The organism is Corynebacterium bovis DSM 20582 = CIP 54.80 (assembly GCF_030408615.1).
Taxonomy (GTDB): domain Bacteria; phylum Actinomycetota; class Actinomycetes; order Mycobacteriales; family Mycobacteriaceae; genus Corynebacterium; species Corynebacterium bovis.
In genome coordinates this window covers 1,222,768-1,235,136 of record NZ_CP047187.1, presented here as the reverse complement: position 1 = coordinate 1,235,136, position 12,369 = coordinate 1,222,768, and the positions used below count along the sequence as shown (strand labels likewise).

At 73.6% G+C, this 12,369-nt stretch carries 7 protein-coding genes; 3 read left to right on the top strand and 4 right to left on the bottom strand.

What is annotated here, in order from left to right:
- On the top strand, positions 1-525 hold the full coding sequence (gene ahpD / locus CBOVI_RS04875; protein ID WP_010267838.1) for an alkylhydroperoxidase, AhpD family: 525 nt from the start codon (positions 1-3) through the stop codon (positions 523-525).
- 220 nt (positions 526-745) lie between these two features.
- On the opposite strand, the gene CBOVI_RS04870 is transcribed toward ahpD, so the two are convergent.
- Positions 746-2,920 (bottom strand): neutral/alkaline non-lysosomal ceramidase N-terminal domain-containing protein, encoded by a 2,175-nt coding sequence (locus CBOVI_RS04870; protein WP_232625874.1) that lies wholly within the window; start codon positions 2,918-2,920, stop codon positions 746-748.
- 93 nt (positions 2,921-3,013) lie between these two features.
- On the opposite strand from CBOVI_RS04870, the gene hrpA reads away from it, so the two are divergent.
- Positions 3,014-7,258 carry an ATP-dependent RNA helicase HrpA gene (hrpA, locus tag CBOVI_RS04865; protein WP_260159994.1) on the top strand — a complete coding sequence of 1,415 codons (4,245 nt, stop codon included), beginning with the start codon at positions 3,014-3,016 and terminating at the stop codon, positions 7,256-7,258.
- Between the two features lie 216 nt (positions 7,259-7,474).
- Here the strand turns inward: hrpA and nrdR are convergent, their stop codons facing one another.
- Complete coding sequence (gene nrdR / locus CBOVI_RS04860; RefSeq protein WP_050798280.1) at positions 7,475-7,984, bottom strand: transcriptional regulator NrdR; 510 nt, start codon at positions 7,982-7,984, stop codon at positions 7,475-7,477.
- A 368-nt stretch (positions 7,985-8,352) separates the two neighbouring features.
- Positions 8,353-8,940, bottom strand: coding sequence for a LysM peptidoglycan-binding domain-containing protein (locus CBOVI_RS04855; RefSeq protein WP_125187065.1), 588 nt, complete (start codon positions 8,938-8,940; stop codon positions 8,353-8,355).
- Positions 8,941-9,331: 391 nt separating this feature from the next.
- Here CBOVI_RS04855 and lexA point away from each other — a divergent pair, with 391 nt between their 5' ends.
- Entirely contained in the window at positions 9,332-10,081 is a 750-nt protein-coding gene (gene lexA / locus CBOVI_RS04850) for a transcriptional repressor LexA (RefSeq protein WP_010273752.1), read from the top strand.
- 141 nt (positions 10,082-10,222) lie between these two features.
- Here lexA and CBOVI_RS04845 read toward each other — a convergent pair whose 3' ends face one another.
- Entirely contained in the window at positions 10,223-11,923 is a 1,701-nt protein-coding gene (locus CBOVI_RS04845; RefSeq protein ID WP_010273750.1) for a phosphoenolpyruvate--protein phosphotransferase, read from the bottom strand.
- Between the last annotated feature and the right edge of the window lie 446 nt (positions 11,924-12,369).

Genomic DNA, 12,369 nt, shown 5'->3' with positions numbered 1-12,369 from the left:
ATGTCAATCGACAACCTGAAGAGCGCGCTCCCCGAGTACGCCAAGGATCTCAAGCTCAATCTCGGCACCCTCGCCCGCGGCACCGAACTCTCCGAGCAGCAGCTCTGGGGTACGTTCGTCGCCACGGCGGCCGCCACCCGCAACGACGCCGTCATCTCGGAGATCTCCGACGAGGCGCGCGAGCACCTCTCCGACGAGGCCTACCAGGCGGCGCTCGCCTCGGCCTCGATCATGGCGATGAACAACGTCGCCTACCGTGCGCGCGGCTGGCTCGGTGAGGACTACTCCCAGGTCAAGATGGGTCTGCGGATGAACGTCATCGCCAAGCCGGGCATCGAGAAGGTCGACTTCGAGCTGTTCTCCCTCGCCGTGTCCACCATCAACGGCTGCGAGCACTGCACCATCGCCCACGAGAAGACAGTGCGCGAGGAGGGCCTCACCAAGGAGCAGGTCTTCGAGGCCGTCAAGATCGCCGCGACCGTCCAGGGCGTCGCCCAGGCGCTCCAGATCGAGGACGCGCGCTGAACCGTCCGTGACGACCCCGCCGACCGGTGACGGTCCGGCCGGGGACGCCTGAGCCGCAGGGCCGGGTGCACGGGACGTCCCGTCCGGGACGGACCCCGTGCCCCGGCCCTCCGTGCGTTCCCGGGCCGTTGCCGGGCCGTTCGCGGTCCGTTCCCGCCCGGCCGCGCGGGCGGCGGCGCGCGGCGCCCGGGGCCCACCCCGCCCGGCCGCGCGACGCCGGTCAGACGACGTCGACCTCCGCCACCCCGTTGAACGGGGTGACGGTCCCGTCGAGCCCCCGGGCGTCACCGCGCAACCGGACCCGGTAGTGACCCGGCCGGACCCCGACCGTGGACCACTCCACGGTCGTCCGCGTCAGGGGACCCGTCGCCTCGAAGGTGAGCAGCGTCGACTCCGACGAGTCGTCGGCGACGACCCGCCACCCGTCCCCCGGGCCCCCGCCCTGCCGGGTGTCCTCCTCGACGAGCAGGTACCCGTCCTCGTGCCGGAGACCGTTGTTCGGGTTGGCGCCGACGAAGACGACCCGCGCGGTCTCCCCCGCCCGGACCTCCCCGCCGCCGGAGAGGACGTCACCGAACCGTCGACCCGGCGGGGGCACGTCCCACCACGGGACACCGACCGGGCTCGCGGGGATCCGCCCCGTGAGGTCGTCCTCCGGTCGCCCGGGGTCGACGGGCCGGCCGGCGGCGAGGTCACGGGCCAGACCGTCGACGATCTGCTGGACGGCCGGGAGCTGCAGCCGGCCGAAGACCGTCGCCCCGCCCTCGTAGTCCTGGTTGTCGTACTCCTCCGGGGTCGTGAGGTAGTGGCCGTAGCCGTTGACGTAGCCCTGAACGACCACGAGCGCGGGGTCGACCCCCGCCGCGGCCGCGACGGTCCTCCGGAGACGCAGACCCGCCGTCGTCGTCGGTTCGAAGGGGACCGACACGAGGACGAGGGCCCCGACCCGGTGGACCGCGAACCAGTGCGTCTGCTGGACCATGCCGGGGATGTACCCGACCGGCAGGAGCATCTCCTTCGGCGCGTGGACCGCCGCGACGTCCGGCGGCACGAGGATCCCGTCGAGTGCCCGGACCCAGGGGGTGCCCCCGCGCTCCCCCTCCGCGAACCCCAGCGCCGGCTCCCCGCCACCGTCCTCCTGCGAGCTCGCGGCGAAGGCCGCCCCGAGGATCGCGGGCCCGGTCCGCCCCGGGCGGCCGTCCGGGGTCCACCGCCCGTCGACGGTGACGGACGTCATGTCCACCCAGCGGTGGCGGCCGTCGACCCCACCGGTGGCGATGTCGCGGGCGGCCGCCTCCGCCGTCGCCCCCGCCCGGATGCGGTCACCGAGGATCCGGGCCGACGCCGCCTCGTCCGCCCCCGGGCCGGACCCGGGGACGTGACCGGCGTTCGGGGTGACGTCCCCGGGCGCCGACTGGGCGAAGGCCGCGACGAAGGGCGCGTCCCCGGGGTGACGGTGGTCGACGCCGTGCCCGTGCTCCGTCGCCCACGCGGCGTAGCCCTTGTTGTCCCCGGAGATGTGGCGGTACTCCGGGCCGAACGTCGTCGCGTGGAGGGCGTACCAGTTGAGCAGGCCGACCGGGCGACCCGACCGCGTGACGTGCAGGGTCACCGCCGTGCGGTCGACGCCGTCAGGGTTGGCGGCGCGGTCGGCCTCCGGGTTCCGCGCGAACGCCTGCGGGGACCGGTTGACCCCCGCGGCCTCCACGACGGTCCTGGTCAGCGTCAGCTCGGACGGGGCGAGGTCGGCGTGCGCCCGGCGGACGGCGGTGACGATCCCGGAGACGGTGGCCTCGAACGTCAGCGGACGGAAGCCGGCCGTGGTGAGGTCGACCATCGCGTGGCCCGAGGTCCCTCCCGGGGCGACGTGGGTGTGCGTCGCCTGTAGGATGACGTTGTGCTCGCCGTAGAGGTCGCCGAACTCGGCGCGCAGACGGCGCAGGACCTCGACCTGGATCGACTGGAACATCAGCCCCGTGTCGACGGTCACGTGGACCAGACGGTCCGGGGCCGCGGGGGCCGCCGGCGACACCGCGCCGGAAGGGTCGGCCGCCCCCGCCGCACCGGAGGCGACGACGAACGCCCGGGCGAACTGCCGGCGCTGGAGGCCGACGCTCGTCTGGCGCGGCACCGCGTACCCGTTCATCCCCGCCCCGAACGGCTCCCCCGTGCAGTCGGCCAGCCCCCGGCCGACGAGGAAGCGTGCCCCGGGCGCGGCACCTCCACCGCCGGCGCCCGCCGGCGACGTGCCGGCCCGGGCCGGTGTCCCGGAGGACCAGAGCACGGCCCCGACGGTGAGCGCCGCCCCGGTGAGGAACGCCCGGCGGCTCAGGCCCGCGGCGGGGCCGTCGCCCGACTGGGCGGGTTCGGGTGTGGTCAGGTCGACGGACGTCACAGGGCCTCCTCGGTCGGAGCGCCGGTGGCTGCGCCCGTGGTCGGTGCCGGGGTCGGTGCCGACGGTCAGGATGGCGTCGTCGGTGCCGGTGGTATGGTGACCCGGGTGAGTCCCCAGGGTAGTGCACAGAAGGAACGCCGACTGACCTTTCCGGAATCCCTGCCGGTGTCCGCCCGCCGGGATGACATCATGGCGGCGATCCGTGACCACCAGGTCGTCATCGTCGCCGGGGAGACGGGGTCCGGCAAGACGACCCAGCTGCCGAAGATGTGCCTCGCCCTCGGCCGTGGCCGCCGGAAACTCATCGGCCACACGCAGCCACGGCGCATCGCCGCGCGGAGCGTCGCCGACCGCATCGCCGACGAGCTCGGGGAGACGTGCGGGCAGCCGGGTGGCCGCGTCGGCTACAAGATCCGGTTCGACGACACGGTGAGGAAGTCGACCTCGGTCAAGCTCATGACCGACGGCATCCTCCTCGCGGAGATCCAGCGTGACCGCCTGCTCCGCGCCTACGACACGATCATCGTCGACGAGGCCCACGAGCGCAGCCTCAACATCGACTTCCTGCTCGGCTACCTCCGGGAGATCCTCCCCCGCCGACCCGACCTCAAGGTCATCATCACGTCGGCGACGATCGACCCCGACTCCTTCGCCCGGCACTTCGCCGACGCCGACGGCACCCCCGCCCCGGTCATCGAGGTCTCCGGCCGGACGTACCCCGTCGAGATCCGGTACCGGCCCCTCACCCGCACCGTGCCCGTCGGCGACTCCGGCGAGGTCCGCGAGGAGCAGACCGACCCCCTCGACGGCCTCGTCGCCGCGTGCCGGGAGCTCATGGGCGAGGGCCCCGGCGACATCCTGTGCTTCTTCAGCGGCGAACGCGAGATCCGGGACGCCGCCGACGCCCTCACCGCCCAGCACTGGCGGAACGTCGACGTCCTCCCCCTGTTCGGCCGGCTGTCCAACGCCGAGCAGCACCGGGTGTTCTCCACGGGTCCGCACCGGCGGATCGTCCTCGCCACGAACATCGCCGAGACCTCGCTCACCGTCCCGGGCATCAAGTACGTCGTCGACACGGGGTACGCGCGGATCTCGCGGTACTCGCACCGGACGAAGGTCCAGCGCCTGCCCGTCGAGGAGATCAGCCAGGCCAGCGCGCGGCAGCGGTCCGGACGGTGCGGGCGCACGTCGGACGGCATCGCCGTCCGGCTGTACTCCGAGGAGAACTTCGAGGCCCGGCCGGAGTTCACGGACCCGGAGATCCTCCGCACGCACCTGGCCAGCGTCATCCTCTCCATGGCGGCGCTCGACCTCGGGGACATCGAGAAGTTCCCGTTCCTCCAGCCCCCGGACAGCCGGGCGGTGAAGGACGGGCTCCGCCTGCTCCGGGAGCTCGGGGCGATCACCGACCCGCGGGCCTCCGGGGACGACGCCGACCGTGCCGGCGGTGCCGACGGCGGTGGTGGGGACACCCGTGACGGCCGCGACGGCGGTGGTGGGGACACCCGCGGCGGCCGTGACGGCGGTGGTGGGGACACCCGTGACGGCCGCGACGGCGGTGGTGGGGACACCCGCGGCGGCCGTGACGGCGGTGGTGGGGACACCCGCGGCGGCCGTGACGGCGGTGGTGGGGACACCCGCGGCGGCCGTGACGGCGGGCGACCGGCGACCACCGGCGGGCCGACCCTCACCACGGTCGGCCGCGACCTCGCCCGGATCCCGACCGACCCGCGGCTCGCCCGGATGCTCGTCGCCGCCCACGAGAACAACGTCCTCGAGCAGCTCGCGGTCATCGTCGCCGCCCTGAGCATCCAGGACGTCCGCGAACGTCCGCTCGAGCACCAGCAGAAGGCCGACCAGCTCCACGCCCGGTTCGCCGGGGACTCCGACTTCACCTCGGTGCTCGCCCTGTGGAACTACCTCCAGGAGAAGCGCCGGGAGCTGTCCGGCAACGCCTTCCGGCGGCTGTGCGGCGCGGAGTTCATCCACTACATGCGGGTGCGCGAGTGGATGGACCTCGTCCGCCAGCTCCTGTCGACGATCCAGGACCTGCGGTGGAAGGTGCCGAACATCCGGCACGTCCGTGACCTCACCTTCGACGACCTCGCCGTCCACGACGAGGCCGTCCACCGGTCGATCCTCACCGGCGTGCTGACCAACGTCGGCATGAAGAACGGCACCGGGCGCCAGTTCACCGGTACGCGGTCCACGACCTTCACGGTGCACCCGTCGTCGAACCTGGCGAAGAACCCCCCGCAGTGGATCATGGCGGCCGAGCTCGTCGAGACGTCGCGCCTGTTCGCGCGCACGGTCGGGCCGATCGCCCCCGAGTGGGTCGAGCAGGTCGCCCCCCACATGGTCCGGTACGTGCACTCCGAGCCGCACTGGTCGTCGTCGCGGGGCGCGGCGATGGTCCACGAGAAGGTGCTCATGCTCGGGCTGCCGATCGTCGCGGACCGGCGGGTGCCCCTGTCCCGGACCGACCCGGCGGAGGCACGGACGCAGTTCATCCGGCACGCCCTCGTCGAGGGCGACTGGACGACGCGCCACGCGTTCTTCCACCGCAACCGGGAGGTCCTCGCGGAGGTCGGGGAACTCGAGGACAAGGCCCGTCGGCGGGACATCGTCGTCGACGACCAGGTGGTGTTCGACTTCTACGACGCCCGCATCCCCGCGGACGTCGTCTCCGCCCGGCACTTCGACTCGTGGTGGAAGAAGGCGTCGCGGCGGGACCCGCACTCCCTCGACATCGACCCGGAGTCCCTCATCGACTCCGACAGCGGTGCCGCGCACGCGCAGGAGTACCCGGACGTGTGGCGGCAGGGCTCGCTGGAGTTCGAGCTCAGTTACGTGTTCAGCCCCGGCGACCCGGACGACGGCATCACCATGCGCGTGCCGTTGCCGCTGCTCGCGACCGTGGACGGGACGGCGATCCAGTGGCTCGTGACCGGGATGCGGCACGAGCTCGTCGTCGCGCTCATCCGGTCGCTGCCGAAGGCACTGCGCACGAGCGTGGTCCCGGCGACGAATTTCGCGACGGCCGCGCTGCGGACGATGGTGCCGTTCGACGGGCCGCTCGACGTCGCGCTGGCGGACGCCCTGCGGTCCCTCGGTGGGCGGGGGATCTCCGCGGGGGACTTCGACTGGGACCGGGTGCCGGGCCACCTGCGGATGACGGTCGCCGCCGTCGACCGGCGGGGGAAGGTCGTCGACGCGGACAAGGACCTCGCGGCGCTGAAGGACCGGTTGGCCGGTGAGGTGACGCAGGCGATCGCCCAGGTCGCGGCCCGGTCCTCCGGTGGTGCGCGGGGGTCGGGGCCGTCGCCGGAGGATGCGGCGCTCCACGGCCGGGACCGCTCCGGGGAGGGCCGGGGAGGGTCCCGACGCGGTCGTCGCCGTGGCGGCCGGGCGTCCGGTGGTCAGGCGGACTCGCGGTCCGGCGGGGCCGCCGGGAGCGGCGGGGCCGGGACCGGGGCCACGTTGGCCCGGGCCGCGGCGTGGACGGCGGACGGTCTCGGGACCGTGCCGGACAGCGTCGACACCGTCGTCGACGGGCAGTCCGTGCAGGCCTGCCCGGCGGTCGTGGCGACCGGGGACGGGGTGGCGTTGACGGCGTTCCCGACCCCGCAGGCGGCGGCGGCCCAGCAGTTCAAGACGGTGCTGGACATGATGGTGGCGGCGTGCACGGTGTCGACGAACCAGATGGTGAAGGGCCTGCCGCTCCGGCAACGCGTGGCGGTGGAGAACTACCCGTCCGGGGGGCCGGAGGCGCTCATCAGCGACGCGCGGGTGGTGGCGTGCCGGGACCTGCTCGACCGGTTCGGCCCGGTCATCCGGGATCCTGACCGGTGTGCCGAGGCGGTCGACGCGGCGCGGCGTCAGGGGCCGGGTCTGGTCCGGCAGACGGTCGTCGCCGTGGCACCGGCGGTGTTGGCGGTGGCGGACATGACCGACGAGCTCGCCGAGTGGACCGGTGAGCCGATCGAGGACATGCGGGCGCAGCTGCGCTTCTACATGGGCGACCACGCTCTGGCGCGGCACGGGGTGGCGCGGCTGCGTCATGTCCCGCGGTACGTCGAGGCGATGAAGGCCCGACTGGCGATGATGGACTCCGACCCGGAGAAGGAGGAGGACCTCGACGCGGAGGTCCGGGAGGCGATGCGGGAGTACGAGCAGACGATCTCCCGGCTCCCGTCCGCCCGGGCCGCGTCTCCCCAGGTCAAGGACGTCCGGTGGCTCATCGAGGAGCTCCGGGTGGCGTTGTTCGCCCAGCATCTCGGGACGGCGACGACCGCCAGTCTCACCCGCGTGAGGAAGGCGCTGGCGAAGCTCGGGTGACGTCCGGGCCGGGTCCGGCCGGGTGCTCCCCCCTGCCGCGCTGTCGCGTCCTCCCCCCCCCGGGCGGGGCGCGCCGTCGCGTCCTCCCCCGCTGTCCGCGCTGTCGCGTCCTCCCCCGCTGCCCGCACTGTCGCGTCCTCCCCCGCTGCCCGCACTGTCGCGTCCTCCCCCGCTGCCCGCACTGTCGCGTCCTCCCTCCCCCGGCGGGGCGCGGCCCTACTGCCCGGCGCCGGCGTCCGCGTCGTCGGGTACAACGTGGCCGTCGTCCTGGTGGGCGACGGCGCGGTGCGCCCGGAGCGAGAGGATCTCCTGTTCGAAGTCCTCGGCGGTGTGGAAGGACTTGTAGACCGAGGCGAACCGGAGGTAGGCGACCTCGTCGAGCTGGCGGAGGGGGTCGAGGATCGCCAGGCCGATCTCGTGCGCCTCGACCTGGGAGCCGTGGGCCGCGCGGATGGACTGTTCGACCTCGTGGGCGAGCCGCTTCAGCGCGTCGTCCGGGACGTCGCGCCCCTGACAGGCCCGCTGGACACCACGGATCACCTTGTCACGGCTGAACTCCTCGGTCACCCCGTTGCGTTTGGTGACGAGGAGGACCGAGCGTTCGACGGTGGTGAAGCGCGTCCGGCAGGTTGTGCACTCGCGGCGGCGACGGATGGCGACGCCGTCGTCGACCGTCCGGCTGTCCACCACCCGGGAATGCTCCGATCGGCAGGACGGGCAGAGCATGGCTTTCCCTTTCTCCGGACACGTCCGGGGTCTCTCACCGACGGCGTCCGGCCGCGCGCTTCAACGCGCCGGACAGGGCCACGGCCACGGGTGGGCACGGTCTCCCGCTGCCACGCGCCCCCGGTCAGCGAACGGACACCACCGGGCGCGTCACGCCGGTCACCGGTCACGACGCACCGGCCACAATCTTCGAGCATCATAGCAGCTCGACGGCCTTCCCCCGCCCGGCCGAGACCGCGCCCGTCCGGGGCCGGCCGGGCCCGCGGACACCGTCGCCCGCGAGCCCGTCCCCGCCGCCGCACCACACCGCTCCAGGCGAACCTGAGCCCCGTCACCTCGCCGGTGCGCGTGACCCTGTCCCCGTCACCTCACCGGTACACGGGGACGGAGAGCACGGCCCCCTCCCCGGGCGCGGACGACCCCAGACCGTTCATCGAGGCGATGCGCGCCATGACGTCCCCCTCCGGCTGACCGGGCGCGACGTCCCGCGCAATGTCCGCGAGGGTCTCCCCGGGGGCGACGGTCACCGAGGACGTCGCGACCGGACCGTCGGCCTGCGGGGCGTCGCCGACCGCGGGCGAGATCCCGACGGCGAGGACGATCCCGGCCAGCCCGACGAGCAGCGCACCGGGGGACTGTGCCACGGCGAGCGCCCGCGCCCGCAGCCTCCCGCTTCTCGTCTGCAGTCCGAACGTGAGATCCTGCCGGCGACCGACGAGCCGGTGACGGCGCTTGTCGACGAGCCCCGGGACATACCCCCGCCCCTCCCCGTAGGTGTTCGAACGCGGTCGACCGTCCGCGTCCCGGCCCGGATGGACCACCGGCGGGCGCGACGGGACCCCGACGGGCCGCGGCAGCACGCCACCCCGCACCGCCGCCGCGGACACGGCAAGAGGCGACCCCACCCCTGCCCGTCGTCCGGATGCGGTCCTGGTCTGCATGGTTGTGATGGTCATTCGTCACTCCTCCGTCGTCATGGTCGGAACGGTTCACGTCCCCACGGCCTGTGCCGCGGTCGACACCGAGTAGATCACCCGGGCCGGACACCGGGAGCGCGGCAGCACCACCATTCGATCGTCTGTTCGCATTCCGGCGTTCGAACGGGAAGTTAGCACGACGCACACCCCGTGTCCACCCCGTCGGCGATATTTTTCGAACACGTGGATGATGACGTGACGGGGGATGTAGTAGGCTGGTCGCAACCCCGACGGGAAGGGAACCCCGGTGGAGCAGAACGGGGGATGGCACCACCGCCGGTCCGCGCACGCGGATCGACGGGCGCCGCACCACCGACACATGACGTCCCTCCCTCCCAGACGGACCAGCGCAACCGGATAAGGACACCTCATGGCAGAACAGCACTCACCCGCGCCGCGGCGCGGACGTCCCCGCAAGGACGCGTCCGGGTCGACGGACTCGGCGACACTCTCGGAACGGCAGCGTCGCATCCTCGAGGTCATCCGGGACTCGACGATCTTCCGCGGCTACCCGCCGAGCATCCGGGAGATCGCCGAGACGGTCGGCCTCCACTCGACGTCGTCGGTCTCCTACCACCTCCGCGAGCTGGAGCGGAAGGGCTTCCTCCGCCGCGAGGGCAAGAAGCCCCGGGCGGTCGACGTCCGCTCGTTCGAGGGCAGCAGCCACGAGATCTCGAACCACACCAAGCCCGGGCGCAGGCCGGCCCAGCGGCAGTCCCCTGCGCCGGTCGACGAGTCGATGCCCACCCCGGCGTTCGTGCCGGTCGTGGGCCGCATCGCGGCCGGGTCGCCGATCCTCGCGGAGCAGAATGTCGAGGCGCACTTCCCGCTGCCGGAGGAGATCGTCGGTCAGGGCGAGATCTTCCTGCTCCAGGTGGTCGGGGAGTCGATGCGGGACGCAGGCATCCTCAACGGTGACTGGGTCGCCGTCCGTTCGCAGAACGTCGCCGAGTTCGGCGAGTTCGTTGCGGCGATGATCGACGGCGAGGCGACCGTCAAGGAGTTCCAGAAGGACAGCGAGGGGCTGTGGCTGATCCCCCACAACGACCTGTTCGAGCCGATTCCCGCCGAGGATGCGCAGATCATCGGCCGCGTCGTCGCGATCCTGCGCAAGGTCTGACCTGCGCAAGGTCTGACAGGGGGGTCATGCCGACCTCTGGGGTCCGGCCCGCCCGTGAGCACACCGCCCCCGGCGGCGCGGTGAGCGCGCCACCCGCGGCGTCGGGTCGCACCGGGTCGCGGGTCCCGCCCCGGGAGACCCTCAGGCCTGCGCCGCCAGGATCGCGGCGGCGGCCTGCCGGGCCTCGTCCGCCCCGTCGGCGTTGACCGCCGCCGCAGCCGCGGCACGGCACGTGGCGAAGTCGACCTCACCGAGGGCCACGCCCACCGCCCCCAACGCCGGGGCGGCCGCGGAGAGCGACGTCACACCGAGGCCCGTGAGCACGCAGCCCAGGGCGGGATCCGCCGCCGCCTCGCCGCACACCCCGACAGCCGTGCCCGTCGACGCACCGGCCCGGCACGTCTCGTGGATCAGACGCAGCACCGCAGGCTGCCACGGATCAGTCAGGTGCGCCAGGGACGGGGACAACCGGTCCGCCGCCATCGTGTACTGGGTGAGGTCGTTCGTCCCGATCGAGACGAAGTCGAGGTACGGCATCATCCGCTCCGCCATGAGCGCCGCCGCGGGAACCTCGACCATCGCGCCCGGGGTGAGCCCCCGCTCCCGGCAGAGCTCCGCGAACCAGCGGGCCTCCGCCACCGTGGCCACCATCGGCGCCATGACCCACGTCTGGGCGTCCGCCGACCGGTCCGCCCGCACGAGAGCCTCCGCCACGCCGTCCAACTGACGCTCCAGCAGGGCCCGGTTGTTCCGCGCGATCCGCAACCCCCGCACACCGAGCGCCGGGTTCTCCTCCTCCTCGGCGTTGACGAACGGCACCGGCTTGTCCGACCCGGCGTCCAGCGTCCGGATCACGACCTTCCCGTCGGGGAACGCCGACAACACCTCCGCGTACCGGTCGGCCTGCTCGTCGACCGTGGGTTCCGTCGTCGCACTGAGGAACCCGAGCTCCGTGCGGAACAACCCGATGCCCTCGGCGACCGACGCCGCCGCCTCCCGGGCCGCGTGCCCGTCCTGGACGTTCGCGAGCAGCTGCACCCGGTGACCGTCCGACGTCGCCGCCGGGCCGGTCCACGCCGCGACAGCCGCCGCGCGCCGCCGCGACTCCTCCACCTTCTGCACCGCGACCTCCGGGTCGACCCCGGTCGTCACGGCCCCGTCGCCGCCGTCGACGAGCACCGGGACCCCCGGGGCCACGGCGTCGACGGCATGACCCGCCGCCACGATGCACGGCAGGTCGAGCTGCCGCGCGATGATCGCGGTGTGGCTCGTCGCGCCCCCCTTGCGCGTGACGACGGCGTGGATGAGCGCGGTGTCCAACGTCGCGGTGTCCGCCGGTGCGAGGTCGTCGGCGAACAGGACGCTCGGCACGTCGACGTCCGGGATGCCCGGTTCCGGCTCCCCCCGCAGCTCCGCCAGCACCCGGTCCCGCACGTCACACAGGTCCGTCACCCGCTCCGCCATGACGCCGCCGGCCTTGAGGAACAGCTCCACGAAGTCGTCGGTCGCCTGGCGCACGGCGTAGAGGTTCGTCTGACCCCCGCGGACCGACGTGCGGACCTTCCGCGCCCACGCCCGGTCCCGGGCGATCGTGACCGTCGCCGTGAGGACCTCGGCCGCGTGCCCCTGTGCCGCCGCCGCCCGCTCCTCCAGGCGGGAACACACGACGTCCACCGCGCGGGTGAACGCCTCGAACTCCGCCTCGCGGCGGTCCTCCGGGACCATCTCCCCCGGCTCCGGCAGCGGCGGGCGCTCGGTGACCCACGCAGCCGGCCCGAAGGCCACCCCGGGGACGACGGGCTTTCCGGTGTACACGGTCTCCGTGGTCGGTCGGTCGGTCATGGGTGAGGCCTCTTCCTTTCGTGAGCCCGGGGTCCTGTCGTGGACCCGGGTGCCGGGGTGCCGGGGGTGCCGGGCGGGTGCCGGGTGGGGACCGGGGACGACGGCGCCATGTCCGGGGACACCGACCCGGTCCGTGCGGCCGCCCGGGGGCCCGGATGTCCGGATGTCCGGTTTCCGGACATCGTCCACGCCCGGCGTCCGGCGCGGTCACCCGACGCATCGCCGCCGCCTCCGGGGGGGGGGCGACGGTCCTCCCCGACACGATACGCGGGGCCGGGGCACCCCCGCACCACCCGCTCACCACCCCCTACCCGGTCCGGTGTCACGGCAGGTCACACCGCCCGCCCCCGGGGCCGGCCGCCGACACGCCCCGGTCACGGTGGCCGTCGGCCTGCGCGCCGGCACCGCCCGTCAGGCCCGTCCACCGCAGTCACGCTCCCCCGTTC